Source organism: Asticcacaulis excentricus CB 48 (assembly GCF_000175215.2).
Classification (GTDB): Bacteria; Pseudomonadota; Alphaproteobacteria; order Caulobacterales; family Caulobacteraceae; genus Asticcacaulis; species Asticcacaulis excentricus.
Genome location: NC_014819.1, coordinates 92,960 through 112,067, shown reverse-complemented (window position 1 = coordinate 112,067; position 19,108 = coordinate 92,960). Strand labels below are relative to the sequence as shown.

The following is a 19,108-nucleotide window of genomic DNA, read 5'->3' as shown; positions in this document are numbered from 1 at the left end:
TCTCTTACGTCCGAGCAAACTATGGATTTGTGCCCCAAGATTGTTGGATCGCGCATGCTAGGATGGTTATACGCTCAAGGAATGGTAAGATCGATGACACTGTCGATATTGGCACCCCATCCAAACCATGCGTAGAGCAGAAACGCATTGCCCTATTCGCAGCGCTGAAAGCTCTTGGCGATGGAAAATAGCAGCTACGTTTATTTGTGACAGATAACGCAGCCACCAGCGGCCTCGTCAATCCCATATATATCGTCTACAGACTCCGGCAGGCCGACCGCCAACGGATTGCGGTTGCGACGGTCGCGAAGGCGCGCGACTCTGCGCTCATAGTCAGCCTTTATTTGTTCGACACGTGCTGGTTCGATAAGTTCCGGCAGGCTCTCGCCTTGACTCCAGGTAAAGGGCGAACCGTCTTTTAACGCGGTTTTCTCGTAACGTACTGCCTCTTCGAATCGATCTGGGTGGTGTTCCGCCAGTCGCACCCATTCGATTTTTTGCTGGAAAAAGCAAAAAGTGCACCCTGACCGAGATCGCCATTTGTAGTATTCGGGCTCGCCTACATCTGCCTGATCTAGCATTTCGATTACGCCCTGCCGATCGATACCGGCTTCACGCAGGGGCAAATGAACCCGCATATTTGGGTGCGTGGCCTGATAGCCTTCGCGAGTTGGTTCGTCGGCTCGGATAGCCACGTAAGAATGGATTATTGTCCCGCTTTCCAGATCGGGGCGAATCCATTGCTCAAGCGGGCGCAGCTTTAATTGACGGGTGCACCACCTAGTCCTTGCCGAGGGCAAAAAGTGGCCGTACTCATCTAACCAGAAGTCGAAGTCACGATCAGGATTCAGGCGAAGGATTGGCTTGCCTAGAAAGCCCTCAAGGCGATCAAGGAAGGTGTAGACTTCTGGCAATTCCTTGCCGGTGTCGGTGAAAAAGTATTCCAGTGGAAGGTCAGGATAATGCTGGCGCATATAAACTGCCAAAGCCGCGCTGTCTCGCCCGCCAGATACACCTAATATGTGCCGTTCAGAATGGGTCATGCAACCTCCGTTTCATCGTTTGCGGCGGCTAGACTGGCCACCACCCTAGCCAGCGCCGCAAATTGTATGCGGCCATGCTGGCCGTCGCTACTGAGAGTCTTGAGTAATCGTTCCGCGAGGTCAGTAGCTTCAGATCGTTCGGCCTCAGTGAGGATAAAGCGTCGCAACAGAGGTGGCATCTTAGGATCAACGCCGACGACGAGCGCGAGCGCTTCGGTATTGGAGTGGCGGTTCCGCACGGCCGCTAAAACTTCAAGTTCGCGGAACTGCCGGCCATACCTCGCGAGTTCGAGGAAGGCTTGGTCGCGGTCGCGATCCGACCAGCTATGAGCAGGCTTATGGATCAAAAGACTGGCAATGCCTTCGACGTCGCCCTCCTCTCCATCGAACGCGGCCGCTCGCATCGCGAACGCATCGAATCGGAAATCATTGGTGAGGTTTTTGATCGGTTGCAGGCGATCTTTGAGGCCTGCGAAGCTATGCGGGTCAACTGCCAAAGCGCGAGCTAATGCCGCCTTAAGATGAGACAGCAACACGCCGTACAGTCCTTCCAGCTCAACAAGCGACTGGTAGACCAAATCAGCCGACAAATCGTCCCCCAAAGCTCCTGGCAGGTCCTCAAACAACAACGCTTCTGGATCAGTCGCTTTCAACACGATCGACCGGACTCGAAGTGTTGATGCGCTTGCCGTCTCCGTCCGCTTAGAGTACGTCGGGAGGGATGCAAACCGTCGAAAAATTGCTTGGGCGATAGGGAGAGATGACGTTTCATCGCCAAGACCCAGCCGCGTAGATAGCCCGTTCAAGAAGGCCATTTCGCGGATGGACCTATCGATACGGCGAAGCCGTATATCTGCAGGCTTCTGAAGCATCTTATCAACAAAAACTTCGTCCAAGGCTGTTTGGAAGACACCTTCGACATACACGGCCAAGCGGTTGCGACTGGCTAACAGATGTGCAAGGGCCAGTGCTGGCATAATGCCCGCCTTCATTCCATAGGGCGGCTTTGACCAGACGCTATAAAGCGCTTCAAGGGAGATATCCTTGACCCTGTCCAGTTCCTCCCAAGCCGTGATCAAACTTTTACCCGCTTCGCTGTCGTCAGGTCCAGAAAAATCAAATTTTCCAGGTTTGACCTCTTGGTGGAGGCCGAAAGGCTTAATCACTGTGAGGTAAAGACCCATCTCGACTGGGTAGCCATCAATACCAAGGTCCGGCGAGTCTGACTTTTTTACCATTGCATGTAGCAGAGCGCGCAACCCAGCCATCGCACTGGCCGAAGGTTTGTCTCGTTGAAGAAGCTCGCTTTGTAGAATTGGCGCCTTTGCGAAGGTGCTGTCTGCAAGTTCGGTAGCGACAATCGCCAACGGCTCACGAAGCGGCTTGGAGGGATCAGGTGTCAGATACCAGCGAGCAGCATCTAAAGCAGTTTCCAGATCACGATGAACGCTATCAACGGCGGCCGACCGTCTGCCGGCGACTTCGCGGCGAGCAATGCGATCACCCTCAAGCTGAGGATATTCACGATGCACCCGCTCGACTGCAAACAACTCAAGTGCGCTTTCGCGGAGACCATAACTTCTGGTCGCCCCACCTACAGCCGCAATGGCGCCTAACTTATGAAGTTCTTTAGCAATTGACTTGCAGACACGATCAATTTCAACTGCATCCTGAGAGCCGCTGCCGAGCATTAGCACGATTGTCCCAGCTCCCGCACCCTGTTTCGCAGCAATGTCTGCTGCCATTTTGGCGGGCTTGTCCGAGTCTGAAATTAGATGGATCGCAATTTCAAATGTGCGGAGTGCTCCGGTTCTAAAGTAATGGCGTTTCGCTGCAACAAACCCCATCCCTACGCGCTGCGGAATACCGCGTACTTGATCCGGTGTAAGTGGCGCCCGCGCCCTTGAAATCGCGTCTTCCAGGTCGAAATCGCTACCTGCGAACAGCGCGTAACCGTTTAAGCGCGGCTGTTTTGTCAAGACCGCCCAATCAAGTAGGTCCTGAATTGCACGCTTTCGCTCATCGTCGGAGACCCACGGGGTTGCCGCCGCTAAAAAATCGTCAGCGAGGGCCAGCCCTGAACCGTTGCGGAAAAATTCGATCGCGGCAGCACATTTAGTAAGGGCGACGTGTAAAGAGGTGCCTTTAGCCCCTGCCCGCTCAATGGCTTCGAATGCCAAGCTGAACCGAGAGCTATCAGACCCACCGGTTAAGACCATTCCAAAATTGAAAGCCAGATAATCCCAAAGGCGTTCCGGACCATACGTCTCGTCATCCGTGGCCGATTTGAGAAAGTCTTGGAATCCAGCCGGTTCAGCCGAACTAAGGAAGCCGAACACGCTTCGTTCGTTTTGAGCGAACCGTTGACGCGACACCGGTCCCAACAGCATAGCCGTCACCGGATTTAAAGGCCAGGTCAACGCTAAGGCATTCGTCAGCTGGTCAAAATCGGTCGGCCGACGTTTGGCCACGGCTTCGGCCACCGTGGCTGCGAGAGACTTGGCAGCAGCCGGCCGTGCCGCGCAGGAAATCGCCCTCGACAACAATGAGACGGTTTCATCCGCCGCCGCAAGGAACGAGATGTCTTGGTATCGACCTTGAACTTTAGCCCACTCTTGCCGGGCGTCTCGCGCAGCCTTAGCCGCGTATTGGTCAAATGATTGGTGCAGAATGCCAATAACGACCAGCCTGCCTTTGCTTCGTGAACTTCTCTCAGCAATGTCTTGCAAAAGGTGGATGTCACCGCCAGAGGCCGCCTCATGCTCCAGCATTTTACCAAGTTCATCAAGTATAAGAAGCAGGCCGCTTCGACCTTTGGAAGCCTCGGACGTCAGCATCTCAATAAGCGTATCGTCACTTGCGATCGCCTTTTGGAACGTCCGATCCGTCCAGCCCAGTGCTATACGCGCCGATTCTCCAATCGCCGCTCGCAGGCCCGCCCTGCTCCCCGTCACAGGGACAACGGCCCACGGACCATTATCTTCTGGAAAGGCCTTGGTGAAAGTGGCTGTTAAAGTCTTTCCGGCAATTCCCTTGGCAATTTTCCGGTTCTCGTTAGCCCCGGCAACGAGGTTAGCCATTAGCAGTGCCGCGCTTGACTTACCGCCGCCGTAGGGTCCCGTCCAGGTAAACGCGCCTTGCTTGCTATCCATTTGGGAATTCGCAAGCGTGCTCAACGCTTTTTCAACGCTCGCCTGCAACACGTACCCCACCAAAGGAGGCGTGCCGTTTAAGTCAGCATCCAAACGCGCAGACCGAGCGAAACGACGGTTTATTTCAACGAAATCAGCTAAAGCCATTAGGCCACCGCCTTTAGGGCATTTGCAGGATATGACTTTTCGATAAGGGCCATACGATCTACCGGGCCCGCACGCTGTATTTGCCTAAGCCCAGCGGTATCCGTCCAAATCCAAGCGCCGTCGGTTACTTTCTCCATGGCGATGAGGCGCGTCACCACGCTATCCTCGTCTAGCTTAAAGACACGACCTGGAGAGCCTGGAGCATAACAAATGTGCTCAACAGTAAGGGTATTTCCGCCGCCAAATCGCTCCCAAAACTCCGCTAGAGCGTAGGCAAAAATGGGGTCCGACAGCGACGGCTTTGGTCCGCGAACGAACTCAAACCAGCCACCGAACCGCGCCTCTCTGATGAGGCCAAGTTCAGCCAATAACGGCTCTGCCGCGTCCTCGGAAGCCGCGCCGTCGCGACGAACGTAGCCGCGTAAAAAAACTTCAACATCACGCTTAATGGTGCCTACGGTAGCCTTCCGGTCCCTCGCCTCTACAATTCCGAAAATTTCATCGACCAACGTTGAGTGGTCAAATTCATTCGCAGCCATTCCATTGAAAGCGTAGTAGGTAGTGGTAGTGTATTGGGGAGTTGAAGCCATCGCCCAATGCGTCAACCACACAGTCGCAGGCCTTTCAATATACGGGTCTGCCCCATCGTCGGAGAGGATCGCAGTGCCAAGAGGCGTAGGGCGGAGCTCTTTCCCGCTTTCCTCAATAAAGCCCGACGCCAGCGCCCAATAACGCATGGCCACAGCCATATTCCGCCCCACCCCAAAACGAGCAATTGCGGAACGTTCTTGAAATGTTCCGGAGGGCACGCCATATTGCACGGCGTCATAAGCCTTTTTCAGCCATAGGATGCGCAACGGGAAGGTTTCGTGCCCGGCAAATTGCAACGAGTCAGCCGAATCGAATAGAGCATGTTTCATGCTTCTGTTTGTACCGCCTACTGGCGGGGTTGTCCAGCGGGATGCCTCAAATGGCCGATCGCTTTGGCCAAAATAAATGCAGATTCAATGGCGTCCTGTTTAGAATTGTATCTACTAAAGTAAATTCTAAATATTGATCTAGCGACAACTTGACCAAATCCCATACCCATAAGAACGTGGGAGGGAATGACCTGTCCAGAATTACAAGCAGACCCCGTAGAAATTGACATTTGACGCTGGACGCTTTCGATCAAGTCGTCTGCGATTATGCCATTGACCTTTAAACATACAGTCCCCGGCAGCGTTTCTGAATTTTGAGTGATGATCTCTACATCACTATTTAGGCTGCTCAGCTCATCCAAAAACATGTTGCGCAAAAGCGTGCCGTGAGCGGCATCCAGTTCCATACGCGACCCCGCTAGCCGAGCCGCCGTCCCAAGCCCCGCAATGATTGGTACAGGCTCAGTTCCCGGCCGTACCCCAGCCTGCTGACCGCCGCCAAATGCTATCGCCTTGGGCTTCAACGCAGAGGCAGAAATAAAAGCTGCCCCGATGCCCATTGGGCCGTACATCTTGTGACCTGAGATGCTCAAATAGTCGATACCAAGGTCGAGTACGTCTATGGGCAGCTTGCCTACCAATTGTGCGCAATCAGAATGAACATAGGCACCGACTTTGCTGGCGATGGCAACAATCTCCCTTATCGGCTGCAAGGCTCCTGTCTCGTTGTTTGCGCCCATCACAGATACTAACAAGGTCCGATCATCGACTGCGGCAGCCAATGCCCGCATATCAATCACACCGGTATCGTGAGCAGGCACCAAGATGACTTCAAACCCCCTATCCTCAAGTGTACCCGCTGGCACCAAAACCGACTTGTGTTCGATAGAGGATAGAACAATCTTTCTTCTGTTGATCCCAGCAACAACTGCCGCTTCGGCCACACCCAAAAGGATCAAATTATTTGCTTCAGTGGCCCCAGATGTAAAGACTATTTCGCTTGGTGCCGCTCCAATAAGGTTCGCCACGTCTCCCCTGGCCTCAGCAACAATTGCCTCAGCTCGCGCGCCCATAGTGTGCGGCGAACTGGCGTTGCTAGGCAGCGACCAAGCATCAATGATCGCCTTTGCCACTTCAGGCGCGATGGGTGTCGTTGAAAAGTTATCCAAGTAAATGGGTTCGTTGCGTGGTGCCGTTGAACCCAACGATTTATCTAACATTACCTCGTCCATCCGACCCTCCCGTCCCCTTTCGCCCGGAAACGATCACTCGGCGCTGCTAATGCCTTCGTCGGCGGCATCTTCAGCAGATTCCCAAACCTCGTCCTCTTCGGCGACCGCCGCTGGACTGATCTCAGCCGGTTCCGCGCTGAGACCTTCAAAAGTCTTTTTCGACGGAATTTCAGTAGTCTTCCATCCCAAATTATTGAGCAGCGTCCGGATGGCCTCGTAGGCCTGCGTCACAAATGTTGCGCGTTCGGCCGGGGTGAGGTCTTCTTCGCGCTTAACCTCATTGCGCGTGAATTCGTCTTTGCGCCGACCCACCAAGGCCTTAAAGACTTGGGCGCGACAGACGTCGCGGGACGCGGCAACAACTGCTTGAAGGTGCTCATTCTGCGGCCGCCATAGCTCCAGCATCATATAGCGATACTTGGGCCATTGGTCAGGCTGCATTTCTCCCGGATAGACCACTTCCCGGAATGTGTGAGGCGTCCGAACCAACTTCCACTCAGTGATTTCCCCTTCGACTTTACCGACGAAGACTTCAACTAGGCTGCGGAATTGGGAAACAGATTTTGGAACGAACAAGGCATGGAGCGATGTCAGATAGGCGTCGAATTCTGCGGTAACGTCGATTTTAGCGGCGCCGACCTTTTTTGCTTCGGCTTGAGCGCGTTCAACTTCCCCAAAGAAGGTTGCGACGGCAGCTGTTTGGAACGCTACACTGGAGAATACGTTGTCATAAAGATCGGAAATGAAACCCACGATCTTAGGATGAATGTCCGTGCCGTCTTTGAGCTTATTTTTATCGCTGATGGAATCTACGAAATTGACCGCACGTTGTCCTTTGAAGCGATCGATTGCGCTCTTGATTTGGCCAGCGGTGATATCAAGATTCTTGATGATTTCTTCGATCTTCGTAGCTTCGCTACCGAACTCTTTGCTTTTCAGCTTTTCTCGCAAATTATCGCGATGGTCATTGAAAACACGGCTCATCCCCTGCCCTTCAAACAGGATAGGTCGTAGCTTGCGATTTTCTTGGCTCTTGAGGTTTTCTTCCAGGGAGAGGCTGGCTCTACAATGAGCCTCGATTGGTGCGAAGCGCACATAAAATTCTAACAAGAAAGCGCCATAATTCGTGTCATATTGCTCTGCGAGCTTGTCGCCGGCGTCGCGAGAGAAGATGTCTCTGTATGTTGTGTCCGCCAATGCGGCGCCCAAAATGTTACGGGCATCCAGCCGCCGCGAGGCACCATACGCTTCAAGATCTGTCCGCTTGTAATACTTGCCGGCACGCGCGCTGATACCGCTGACATCGTCAGGCTTATTGAGCAGCAGGTGCTCAATTATGTAGTAGATATGGTTCACGCCGGTGACGGCGATCGCACTTTCGATTTTGATACGGTCGCCCGATTGGTCGAGTTCCACATTGAAAATGCGGATCGAATTCTGGCTTAGTACGTCTCGATTTTTGATTGCCGACAAGGTTTTCCGCAGGAACAAGGCGATAAGGTCGTTATCATCGAGCAAGCGATTGCGGGACTCTGAAACCTTACGAGCCGTCTTATTGAGGGTAAGGAAAATGGAACGCGCGGCCTTTTTGAGGTCGAAGTCGCCTTTATAGTGTTCGTCCAGCTCGGGGAATGTGCAGAACATGACAGGAAGGCTGATGTGCGAAAGCTGGAACTGCCGAATGTAATTGGGCGTCCACTCCTCGTAAAAATCCTTGTATGGCGCGCGACGCTCGTCAGTCCATTTGTCTTGAAGATTGCGATAAAGAGCCAGCAGCGCCATGGCACGGTGCTGCCCATCCACGATTACAAGTCTTGTTCTTTCTGTGTTCAGCTTCAATCGATTGAGGTCATGTTTGACTACTTCGCCGTCTAAAATCGGTTGGGAGAACTCGAACACTTCCTGACCGATCGCGCCGGACCGGGTCCGTCTTTCTTCTTGGCCATCCGCACTGGTTCCGTCTTCGGTAACAACCGGAGGATATTTATCCGCTGGACGATTGGCATTCGGAACAGTTGGCAGGATGACGACGACGATCGGCGGAAACAACTTCACCATATCCCGTGAGTTTTTATCGAGGAGGTAAGGCACGAGTTCGGCAGACACACGTGCATCGTCGATATCGCGCTGCATAATCTCGTCGAATTCAAGCTTTTCGGTTTCAAAAAGCTCCCGCACTGGCGCCAGATGGCTTAACACCTGCGCACTGGCACCGCTCTCATAGTCCAGGCTCAGGTCAGTGAGGAAATACTTCACCTCCAGCGTATTGTTGGTGCCGGCAATGCTGCCAACGCGGAACGACCCCGTCGATCCTTCCAGCTCCAGGTTCAAGGCTGAAGATTTACGAAGTGACAAAGCCATGTCAGTTCCTTCCTAAGATCGGATAATATATGCGGTTTAGTAGATTTTCGAGATCGATATGTAAGCCGTTTACACTCGAAGTCTCCAAAACCATTACGAATAAGTTGTCTGGCGGTATTCGACGAGTAACTACCCGTCGAGCAAAGCCGGCATCTTCATTTACGGTTGTATCGTCGGTCAAACCCCGACGAAGCTCTTGGTCTCTATATTTTTCGATAAGTGATCTATGCGTACTAAGCCTTGTACGCAGAGAGTCTGACATACCAATATAGATAGGACTTGCAAAATAGGGAGCAGACCCGATCAAAAAATCACGAAGCCCAGTCAGCCGAGTTGGGTCGTCTAAAATACGTTGTACCAGGCCGGGCGAAATCCTTTGGTCGTGTTCCACCGTACCTGTGTACCTTGGCTTTAAGGGGCCTGATAGGGTCACGTCATATGGGTTCTGGTGAAAATACTTGAGGACATTGTCATTGAAGAGGCGATTAATAACAGCCTCGGCGCCGGCCCGATCACCGGCCGCCATTCGATCACCTACCGCTCCTACCGCTTGGTTTAGGTCATATTGCGTGATTTGGGGTTCGTAGTACCACGCATAAACACCAGGCCCGACAGGGGCCTGGCCTAACTCACTCCAAGACAATTTGCGAATGTTGTTCACGAGCGCCCGTCACAAGGTTAACAAATCTTATTAGGCGACTACCGGTTAACAGACAACTACGATGCCATTATTGCTAACAGTTTGGCCCGAAAGACAAAAACGGCTAGGTAATGCGGATTTTGGTCGGCTGACTTGGCGTGGCCACGCGATCCCGGTTTTCGCGGCTATCGATCTATGAGGTCCGTACGGATCGGGTGCCGGGAATCGTCGACAGCGTCTTCGCCAGCATCACCGAAGCCGCCGTGCTCGGCCAGGAAGTGAACCTCCCAGCGTTCGGCAAGTTTCAGGTGCAGGCAAAGCCTGCACGTGAAGGCCGTAACCTCTCGACTGGCGCGACCATCCAGATAGCGGCGTCGAGAAAACTGGTTTTCAAGCCGGGTAAGCCCGTCAAGGACCGCCTAAACGCCTAAAGCTCAATACCGCGAAGCGGACCCGTTTCCGCTTCGCACGACGGCTATCCCTTAAACCGTTCGACGGCTGTCAGACGGCGAGCCATAAGGTCGATGTCAGTCCGGTTGTAGATCTCGGTCTCGAGATAGCGCATTTCAGCGTCAAGCGCTGTGGCATCGACCTCGGTCCACCACGCCTTAGGCTCCGCCCCTTCCCCTCCCGACCAACGATAACCGCGCGCCTTCAGCAAATCCTTCTTGTCGAAAGGACTGTGCATTGCCCACAGCCGTACTCGATCGCGCTGGGAAGCGTTATAAAGCTCGGAAAATGGCGTTATACCGTTCACTCCAGGTTGCAGCAAGACCTCCAGCAGGGCAAAGCAGTCGTCAACGGCGCGGTGGCCATCGTGAAAATAACCCGACTGAGTGATTAGATAACCGAGCTTCGAGCCCTCAAAGCCGCGCGCCTTCCAGTCGATTTCTGAATTCGAGCAGGCCCACGCCTTATCGGCAAAAGCTGGTGAAAGCCGTTCGCAATAGGGCCGGTCAAAGGCCGCATTGTGGGCAATAATCAAATCCGCCGGCTTGATCAGAGCTTCCAGGACATGGAAATCGATCGACTGCCCCTTAACCATGGCATCGTCTATACCGGTCAATTCCGTTATGTTTGCCGGTATGGGAAAGCCCGGATCCTGAAGGGCTCCATAGACCTCGATCAGATCGCCCACCACGCCCCGATCATCGAAGCGGAACGCGATGGCGCCAATTTCGATCACGGCATCTTCTGCCTTATTCAGACCTGTGGTTTCAGTATCGATGATGACCCCGATGCGGGGGAATCCCGGACGCGGGTTTGCGCAAACCTCACGCGGGATTAGCTTACGCAGGATACGATAACGGCCCGTCTCTTCAAGTTGACGTACCATATCCAGCTCGTGCAGCGGCTTGAGCTCTTGGGCTTTAAGGCGGACGGGCCGTGACTTAGGTGACGCAGGCAAGCTTGCGGGCGTTATACCAAACATGTCCAGTTGCGAGTCCATGGCCCATTATAACGAGCATTGGCCGCAGACACCTCAGATTTTTTCGACGCCCGCGCCCACGCAGAAAAGCCACGGGAAGATGTCGGTTGCGTCTGTCACGCGCAAGCGCGCGCTACGGCGTGTAGATGCGCTCATAGCGGCGCGCCAGCTGACGGTGATGAATCGACTATCCGGAAGGCAGGACTTAGCCCGCCTTGCCTTTCCCCCGAACGGGCTTGGCCGGCGCCGCCTTACGACCGCCCGTGCCGAGGCCTATCTGCTTCGCAAGATGGGATCGGGCTTCCGCATAAGCAGGGGCAACCATGGGGTAGTCCTTCGGCAGGTTCCACTTCGCCCGATATTCGTCAGGCGTCAGGTTGTACTTGCTGGCGAGATGCCGCTTCAGCGACTTGAACTTGCGACCGTCTTCCAGGCAAATGATGTAGTCTGCACCGACCGACTTCTTGATCGATACGGCCGGCACACGAGCCTCTGGTTCAACGGGTGGCGCAGATGACAGGCTGTTCAGCGACGTGTAAACACTCTGAATGAGTTGCGGAAGTTCGCTGGCCGGTAATGGGTTGTTGCCGACAAAAGCGCTCACGATCTCAACGGTAAGGTTGGTCGTCGTTGAATTCTGTTCCACTTAATAATCCTGTGAGGTTTGAATCTGGACCGATTTAACTGCATTCAGAAAACACTGCAAATACAGTCCGCATTTTTACCGCTGTTTTATTCTGAAAACATCATAGCGATTGATCTGCCAATTTATGAATGAGCTGTACGATGTTCGCTTGAACCTCCCGATTTCTTACCTTCGGCAGGGCATTAAGAACAACTTCGCCATCGGGGCTCGTCCAGAAGTCAGCAGCCAATGCGGTACGGTCGGAGGACTTCTGACCCAGTCCATCGAACAGCCAACCGACAGGCACATCGAGTATCATCGCAACTTCATACAAGGTAGATGCGCTCATACGATTGCGGCCCAACTCATATTTTTGGATCTGTTGAAAGGTAATATGAAGCGCGGCGCCGAGCTTCGCCTGACTGATCCCAAGCTCACGACGACGTAGCCGCAGTCGTGCACCCACATGGGCGTCGATGTCAGTTGGTGATCTGATGATAGCCCCCATCGATTTAGCGTCGGGTTCGCGCCATTCACGGCAACAAACAGATGCCTACATATTATAGTTGATAAACTTATAGTATGTAAACTGCGATCCCAATCGCATGGATATGCGCAAGATGGTCGGAGAGAATCTGAAGCGCCTGCGTCAGGAAAAAGGCCTGACCCAGGAGGTTCTGGAATCACGATCAGGCCTAAGCCAGCAGTATTTGAGTGGGCTGGAACGCGGTAAACGCAACCCTACCATCATAACGGTTTACGAAATTTCTCAGGCTCTGGGCGTGCACTACCTGGAACTGCTACGCCCTCTGCCAGATAGCAACTGACGCGGAGTTGCTGTTCAGTTGCGCCTGTTCAGTAGCCACTCACTGGCCTCGTCAACCGTATGGAAGATCTTGAACTCCCGATTGGGCCAAAGCTCCTGGTAACCATCCAGCCGTTCATGAATTAAATTCTGCTGCGAAACAATTGCGACTGCACGCCCGGCGTCCTTAACACCGACAGAATGCGACCATATATCCGCCATCTCTTCTAATTGTGGCCAGGGCACGAATCCCTCAAAGCCCGACATGTCTGTAAGAAGATCGAAGGTCCACGGTTCGACTTGCTGCAAAAAACTGCTCAGTATGATCTGAGGCACATCGATTTTGATATTCTGCAATGGATAGACAAAAGTGATAATCTTCTTTTGCTTGTTCACGTCTACATGGAACGAGTTCAACATTTCGATGTCAACCCAATCAGCCATTCCTAGTCTCTGTCATAATGATTTAATCGGATGAATTGCGCCCTTATAGTTGTGGTTTTCAACTTGTGAATGGTAATTTTAGCGCAACCATCGAATTTGCCTCAATAGCGTGTGGACAGTTTTGAGCGCTACACCTGACGGTCAGCATTAGGCCTGCGCATAGCCCGGCGCGGCTTTCGCATACTCCCATTGGCAAGTGCGTAGTCGTGCGGCAGAGATACGACGAGTGCCCCTGAGCTCTCCGAGTCAATGCTGCACATCTGCCCAGTAAAGGCGGCCTGTGGTGCCAATTGTCGGCACCGCAGGAGTAGCCCACCGCCTTTGCCCGCCGACTGCAAAGCCCAATCGGCCGTGGGGTCGCGCAGAACACGCGCAAAGGCACGGCCCGCGCTTTCTGCATACTGCACACGGACGGCCCCTTCCTTCCAGTTCATCTTGTCGCATAACGTCTTGCCAAGACGGACCGTCAATCCGTCCGCATTTCCCGCCACCTCCACTTTCGGTTTGAGGTCTTCATTTGAAAGCAAATCGAACCATTCCACTGGCGAACTCCTAAAATCAGTGATTGAAAAACATCAAGCGCTGCTTGATTGTCGGTTTGTGGGGTTCTGGCGTTGACCTTCGCGAACCGTCGCGGCTAGAACGGGAACAAGAGAAGAACACAAAAGGAGACGGCGATGACCGAGACAACAAAAACGAAACTATCGCCGGAAGCCGTGAAGATGCTGAATGAGATGGCGGCTGGCCGCGCGGGCGGTGTGAATCTCACACCAGAGGCCCAGGCCAATCTCGACAAGCTTTCGAACTTCCACCTTACCCAGACATATCAAGCCCACAAGAATTCTTACCTTGTTATGTCGCTGGTTTTACTTTGCTTGGGAGCAGGCTCCGTCCTTTTCGGGTTGGACTCAATTCTGCGCGACCCGCCAAGTGACCCAACGGCAGTGACTGCAATCATTATAATGGCGTTGGTCCCCGTAGGGTTCGTGCTGGGCGCCCGCCATTTCTGGAACTTGTACCTGAAGCTGTAGCGATCAGTTTTCACTGTTCTTCGCTCGCCTGGACAATGTTCGCGCTGCGCGGATCGGTGTGAGACCTGGAATAGCTGCCGAGACAGGTGAATCGATAACCTTCTCCAACGTCTCTCGACCGTTGCCCATGATAGATTGCTCGGTATCGATCGCTTGCCCTTGCAGTCGGTTGAATTCACCATCGATCCCTCCTCGACCGCTCCGAATGCCTGCCCCGGCGGTGTCCATCATCTGATCGACACCGCCAGCAATTCCGCTCCACCTCAGATTCCCTGCGTCGGAAGGAGCTTCGGCATCTGCGGTGCCGTTGCCTTTGGCGGCAGTTTTTGATCGAGCGCGACGGGGTGCGGCTGTTCCGCCGCCGGACGCGCCGCCATCACTCTTCGTCACACCAATATCCCTCGCCGATTTATAGTCCTTGTTGTCCAACGCCTCGGCGCGCCGCAGATCGCGCTCAACCTCAGCACTGTCAATCGCATTGGGTGCCGCCACGCCTGCCCAATCAGTTCGGAGGCTCGTGTCGCCTAACTGGTCAGCCTTCCAATCGAAATACTCCATGCCATAGGCCCGGCCCGTCTGGAGGGCTTGAGGTGAAACGCCAGCAGCGATTTCGCTTGCCGACATCTTGTCGATACCCTTTGTGTGCACCAGCCAATCGTAGAAGGCACGGGTCTCGTCCGATGAAATCGACTCCCCTGAGATTTGGACATTCGATTTTTCTGCGCTCAGCCGATTGCCCGCATTCTGATAAGCGTCAGCTGTGTCGCTGATGGACCGCGTACTGGTCCAGGTCGTCGCATCGACATCACGGCCGCCCTTCCCGGTCGAGCGGAAGGACGAGTATGACTTCTGAGCCTGGTCCGTCGCGATACGTTGATAGGTATCGGTGAGTGACTGGTTGAAGCGCTGATCCAGACCGGCGTCTCGACCACTCGACCTCGCCTCCGTGCCCGTAGTTTGACCTGTTTTGCTGGCATTGGCAGTAACCGAGGCACTCGCGTCGAAGCCTTTGAGTTTGCCGCCCGGCGTACTGACCCCCGCCTGACCGCCGATGCCCATGCTCCCTGCCGCGATCTGTGCCTTCGCCTCAGACTCGCTCTCGCCATACCGGGTCTGGCGATATTTTACAGCCTGATCGGCAATGGACAGCATCTGGCCGATTTGCGCCTGATGGCCGCTGTTATTGGAGTTCCGCCATTCCTTTCCCTGCGACCAGTTGGAGAAGGCCTCCTTAATCTGAGAATTCGCCACCGAAGAGCCGACCTGTACCGAATGGCGAAGGCCTGTGCCGGTGTCCTGGTAGGATTGACTCGTCTTCCCAAGGCTTTCCGACCAGCCCTGGTTCGACAGGAGGCCCGTCGCCATCTTCGAGGTGTTCGCCACGATACCGGTTGAACCGTTGGCACCATAGAAGGTCTCGTTGCCGTAGCCGTCGACGACGCGGGCATTGCCGTTGTCATGCCGAGCGCTGGTGACCTGCTGATTGCCGTGAACGTTGTTGAAGCTCGCCGTATCAAACGTGACATTGCCGTAGCTGAAATTCCCCGTTGTCTGCGACGAGGCAGCCGATTCCGCTCCGGACCTGAAATTGCTCAATAGCGTTTCACCCTGCGCACCGACCGCCATGGCACCCTTGGTTAGCATCCCGGCGATAACCGGGATCATCAGCATCATCGAGCCGGCCAGCGCACAGACATCGTCATTCGCTTTCGACACTGCATCCATGTTCATCAGGTTCAGTTCGGTTCCAGCCCCCGGCAGATACATGGCCTCGGTTGAGCGATTGACCGCGTTGAACATCATGATCTTGTGCAGGATCACATACATCGGTCCCCAGAGCTGGAGATAGACGAAGCCCGACAGATACCCCTTGATCATGCGCGGGCCGATGTCAGGAAAGAGGAAGATCGGGAAGATGGTCGGGAATATCCCAATGAACAGCAGATCGATCAGGATCTTGAGGTTGACGACCGCCTTTTCGCCGATAACGCCCAAGAGCTTCTGCGCGTTGTGGGTCTGGATCTCCGCGTGCGCGGACGCCAGAGCATCCGACGTAGTTGGGCTGTTACCCAGACCATCCTTCAGCATATTGGCGATGACCGCCTGACGCAGGACATCCGTCGAGTTTTGTGACGCCACACCCATGGAGGTGAGCATGGCGCTCGATGCGCCAGCATTGCGGGTCGTCAGGCTGGCTTCAACGGCATAGGGATCCACATTGCGCTGAATGACCTTCTGCACATTCGTGAGGTCAGCAGCAATAAGCGGTGCCAGAAGCCCGCCCGTGCCGTTACCAACCTCATCACAGGTCTTAATCTCGCTCGCCGCCCCCGAATAGTAGAGCATGGTGCGGGCCGGGTTAGGGCTATTGGAGATGACACCCCAAAGATCGGCGGACTTGTTGAGCGCATCCGGCGCGATCGTGCCGTCCAGAATGTCGTAAAAAACACAGTCCTGTATATAGGTCTTCAGGTTGACGTAGAGCTGCTGGTCAATCGGGCGCGCCTCGGCGATCCGCGAATAGAGTTTCGCCCCGAACACCATTCCGTATCTGGAGTATTGCAGGTCAGCCGGATCGGCAAAGGCCGTCTCGGTCAACTGGATCACCCGCTCCCCCACCCGGCTGACCAGCGAGGCGGTAACGCCGACACCCAAGGGTACATTGGCGACGTTCGCATAGGTGACCGATGGGTTGAGCTTGTCTGTGACCTGAATCGTCACCTTCGGCACCCACATGACGCCGTAGATGATGGCGCACATGATGTACCATTTGACGATCTTGCCGAGGTTGACGTCCCAGATCGCTTTGATGATGCCGAAAATCAGTCCGAGGATCATGGCGAGCCCGATCATCGAGCCCGCTGCATCCATGCCCGTCATCAGGGCCACGGCGCTGAAGATGCTGCGATAAAGCTCGCCGCCGCCATATACGGGTACTTCCCACATGTTGCGGTCCTAGTTCTTGAAGGTGCTGGAGAACATCAGGCTTTGCGCGATCCGCGAATTGCCCTCGGAGAAGATGATCTTCTCGACCTCGCGCGTCTTGGCGATAATCGACTCCATGGCGACGATCCGGTCCTGCACCAGGGCCTGGCGCTGGAAGAGTTCCTGCCGTACGGACTGAACATTCTCCTGCCAGTCGACCAGCAGCTTCTCGTCAACACCGACGAGGTTCTGCGATGCCGCCGTCATTTCGGCCATGTTCTGGGACATCCAGGTGAGGACGAGATCGAGGGCAATGACGTCTGAATAGCGCTCCATCTCAATCGCCGCGAACCCGCCCTGATAGGCGACCTGGACGCTCGCCATCTTGTAAACCGGCAGGCTCACCAGTCCGAGGAAAGACTTTTCATCTTCGGACAGAGCCGTGCGTGAGCGGATCTTGTTGACGATCGAGACCAGCATGGCCGACACCCGGCGCTTCAGGCTGCGGTTCACATCGAGCGTCACATCCCGGGAATATTTGGTCACCTGAGTACATTCGGTGTTGGCACACTGGTGAACCCGATAGGTGCCGCCGTCGAGAAACTTGGTGATCATGCCGTCCTTGTTGGCATCGCCCGGAATGACATCGATGGAGGTCACCCCGCCGTTCGAGCCGATGACGACCGTCCCGGTCAGGGTCATCATGGTCAGGGCCAACTCGGTGTCGTCGCGAAACAGGGGATGCTTCTGGATTGCCTCCCAGGCGACATTGCGATTGACCGGCTTCTGATCCGCTGCGGCCGTTGCTGCCGTGGCTTCAGCCTGGCCACCCACCCCGCATTGCTCCTTTGCCTTCGCCCAGTCACTGAACAGACCGCTCGTCGTGCCGACCTCGGTACAGGATTTCGCCTGCGCGGCCTGTATCCGGTTCACGGTGCCGGCCACCAGGTTCTGCGCCGCCTCGCAGCTATTGATGTTGACCCCGTTGAGGTCCTGCATCTTCTTGAAGGCGTCCTTGATGTTCGAGCCCAACAGTTCCGACAGGGAGTCGACCGCCATCTGGAACAGCAGGCCCAGCGCATTCTGAGCAATGGCCTTCATCGTGGCGACGATCTGGTCGGAGTTGATGAAGCTGAACGAGCCGCCGTAAATGTCGATGCCGCCACAGCCCGACTTCACCGATGGAACGCCGACCGAGGCAATCTGGGTGTTCATCTGCGGCGCGCGGTAGCTGTAGTTGCCGAGTGTGTAATACCCCGCCGCTTGTCCCTGGTACACCGATGGCCCGGAGCCGTTCGTCGCTGTCATGGAATCCGACCAGAAATCATCCATGGCGCCGTCGACATCGGCCGTCGCCGGGGTCGCTGCCAGAAGCGTCAGGACAATGCAGGCGCCCGCCTTCAGATGTGCTTTCACGATTACCCCTCCTAAAAATCCTTGCCCGGCTCGGTGGCCAGGGTCACAAAAAGCCGGTCGGCCAGTTCATCGACCGACAACACACCGGCGCCCATATAGGTCAGGCACCCCTTCGGGTTACGGCACGGCCGCAGCGTGATCGTCTTGCCATCGGTCACCCGGAACGAGACCGGTTTGATGCCGTCCTTGCCGGTCGTGGTCGGTTTCTGAAAAATCATGTAGGCCGGCGTCACCGCCGAGGTCAGACCCCAGGCCTTAAGCTGCCCCTTGTCGATCTGCGCATCCGGAAAGTGCGGGTTCGCTCCACCGTCCGCTGAAATCGCCCTGACCGAAATCCCATACCGGGTGGCGAACGCTCGCACGATCGGGGACGCAACCCGGCAAGGCCCGCAGTCGCCACGATAGACATAGAAGATGCCGATCTGGTCGTAAGCGGCCCTGAAGAACAGGTCGCGATCGGTATTGCGCGCCTGAAGCCACTCGGCCTTTCCGGCCGTGTTGATCGGCCGCTGCAGGGTGTAATCCTTGTCAGGATTCTCCCAGACCATACGCCTCCACGTATCGGCAAACGTGCCGCCCTTCTCCAGGACCATTTGCTGATAGGCGTAATACCGCTGAATGTTCTCGGCCGACGGATTCCAGACAGCGATGAGACGGGCCTCCTCCATGTCCTTCTTGAACTGTTCGGCCGCGACAAGATCGGGATGTTTAGCGGGCGCGTCGTCACGCTTTGCCGTGCCTTTAGCCCTCGGCTTCGGTTTGGGCGCGACCGGTACCTCGCAGTAGAACCACTGCCCCAGTCGACGCTCGCAATAGTCCGTTCCCACCTCAGGCTCTGCAGGCGTGGAGGCCAGCGCCTCCGGCGCTTGGGCGTGCGCCATGGCGGGCGTCAAAATCGCAATGGCAATGGCAAGAGCGTGAGCGAGTTTATTCATGGC

General features: G+C 55.1%; 16 protein-coding genes. 3 read left to right on the top strand and 13 right to left on the bottom strand.

Annotation, left to right across the window (positions count from 1 at the left end; all coding sequences use genetic code 11):
• Positions 1-200 precede the first annotated feature (200 nt).
• The 5 genes from ASTEX_RS18875 to ASTEX_RS18855 are packed head-to-tail and all read right to left on the bottom strand — an operon-like array spanning position 201 to position 8,855.
• A complete protein-coding gene (locus tag ASTEX_RS18875) occupies positions 201-1,043 on the bottom strand; it encodes a phosphoadenosine phosphosulfate reductase family protein (protein ID WP_013481235.1) in 843 nt (280 codons plus the stop codon).
• Positions 1,040-4,342: a hypothetical protein gene (locus tag ASTEX_RS20620; protein ID WP_013481234.1), complete on the bottom strand. Its 3,303-nt coding sequence runs from the start codon at positions 4,340-4,342 to the stop codon at positions 1,040-1,042. The genes ASTEX_RS18875 and ASTEX_RS20620 overlap by 4 nt, the downstream gene beginning before the upstream one ends.
• Entirely contained in the window at positions 4,342-5,262 is a 921-nt protein-coding gene (locus tag ASTEX_RS18865) for a DUF4007 family protein (protein ID WP_013481233.1), read from the bottom strand. The genes ASTEX_RS20620 and ASTEX_RS18865 overlap by 1 nt, the downstream gene beginning before the upstream one ends.
• Positions 5,263-5,279: 17 nt before the next feature.
• Complete coding sequence (locus ASTEX_RS18860) at positions 5,280-6,494, bottom strand: cysteine desulfurase family protein (RefSeq protein WP_013481232.1); 1,215 nt, start codon at positions 6,492-6,494, stop codon at positions 5,280-5,282.
• Positions 6,495-6,527: 33 nt separating this feature from the next.
• Positions 6,528-8,855 carry a ParB N-terminal domain-containing protein gene (locus ASTEX_RS18855; protein WP_013481231.1) on the bottom strand — a complete coding sequence of 776 codons (2,328 nt, stop codon included), beginning with the start codon at positions 8,853-8,855 and terminating at the stop codon, positions 6,528-6,530.
• Positions 8,856-9,686: 831 nt separating this feature from the next.
• Here ASTEX_RS18855 and ASTEX_RS18850 point away from each other — a divergent pair.
• Entirely contained in the window at positions 9,687-9,926 is a 240-nt protein-coding gene (locus ASTEX_RS18850; RefSeq protein WP_049781804.1) for an HU family DNA-binding protein, read from the top strand.
• Between the two features lie 44 nt (positions 9,927-9,970).
• On the opposite strand, the gene ASTEX_RS18845 is transcribed toward ASTEX_RS18850, so the two are convergent.
• From ASTEX_RS18845 to ASTEX_RS20115, 3 genes are all read right to left on the bottom strand, one after another.
• Positions 9,971-10,945, bottom strand: coding sequence for a 3'-5' exonuclease (locus ASTEX_RS18845; RefSeq protein WP_013481229.1), 975 nt, complete (start codon positions 10,943-10,945; stop codon positions 9,971-9,973).
• A gap of 184 nt (positions 10,946-11,129) precedes the next feature.
• A complete protein-coding gene (locus tag ASTEX_RS18840) occupies positions 11,130-11,570 on the bottom strand; it encodes a Ros/MucR family transcriptional regulator (protein WP_013481228.1) in 441 nt (146 codons plus the stop codon).
• Between the two features lie 100 nt (positions 11,571-11,670).
• Positions 11,671-12,057 (bottom strand): helix-turn-helix domain-containing protein, encoded by a 387-nt coding sequence (locus tag ASTEX_RS20115; protein ID WP_083805657.1) that lies wholly within the window; start codon positions 12,055-12,057, stop codon positions 11,671-11,673.
• 97 nt (positions 12,058-12,154) lie between these two features.
• On the opposite strand from ASTEX_RS20115, the gene ASTEX_RS18830 reads away from it, so the two are divergent.
• Positions 12,155-12,376, top strand: coding sequence for a helix-turn-helix domain-containing protein (locus ASTEX_RS18830; RefSeq protein WP_041659813.1), 222 nt, complete (start codon positions 12,155-12,157; stop codon positions 12,374-12,376).
• A gap of 14 nt (positions 12,377-12,390) precedes the next feature.
• On the opposite strand, the gene ASTEX_RS18825 is transcribed toward ASTEX_RS18830, so the two are convergent.
• Both ASTEX_RS18825 and ASTEX_RS18820 read right to left on the bottom strand, forming a co-directional pair.
• Positions 12,391-12,798, bottom strand: coding sequence for a hypothetical protein (locus ASTEX_RS18825; protein WP_013481225.1), 408 nt, complete (start codon positions 12,796-12,798; stop codon positions 12,391-12,393).
• A 128-nt stretch (positions 12,799-12,926) separates the two neighbouring features.
• Positions 12,927-13,340 (bottom strand): hypothetical protein, encoded by a 414-nt coding sequence (locus tag ASTEX_RS18820; protein ID WP_013481224.1) that lies wholly within the window; start codon positions 13,338-13,340, stop codon positions 12,927-12,929.
• Positions 13,341-13,475: 135 nt separating this feature from the next.
• Here ASTEX_RS18820 and ASTEX_RS18815 point away from each other — a divergent pair, with 135 nt between their 5' ends.
• Positions 13,476-13,829 (top strand): hypothetical protein, encoded by a 354-nt coding sequence (locus ASTEX_RS18815; protein WP_013481223.1) that lies wholly within the window; start codon positions 13,476-13,478, stop codon positions 13,827-13,829.
• Between the two features lie 3 nt (positions 13,830-13,832).
• Here the strand turns inward: ASTEX_RS18815 and ASTEX_RS18810 are convergent, their stop codons facing one another.
• The 3 genes from ASTEX_RS18810 to ASTEX_RS18800 are packed head-to-tail and all read right to left on the bottom strand — an operon-like array spanning position 13,833 to position 19,105.
• On the bottom strand, positions 13,833-16,775 hold the full coding sequence (locus tag ASTEX_RS18810) for a conjugal transfer protein TraG N-terminal domain-containing protein (RefSeq protein WP_013481222.1): 2,943 nt from the start codon (positions 16,773-16,775) through the stop codon (positions 13,833-13,835).
• A 9-nt stretch (positions 16,776-16,784) separates the two neighbouring features.
• Positions 16,785-18,170: a conjugal transfer protein TraH gene (locus ASTEX_RS18805; protein WP_013481221.1), complete on the bottom strand. Its 1,386-nt coding sequence runs from the start codon at positions 18,168-18,170 to the stop codon at positions 16,785-16,787.
• Positions 18,171-18,181: 11 nt separating this feature from the next.
• Entirely contained in the window at positions 18,182-19,105 is a 924-nt protein-coding gene (locus tag ASTEX_RS18800) for a conjugal transfer protein TraF (RefSeq protein ID WP_013481220.1), read from the bottom strand.
• Between the last annotated feature and the right edge of the window lie 3 nt (positions 19,106-19,108).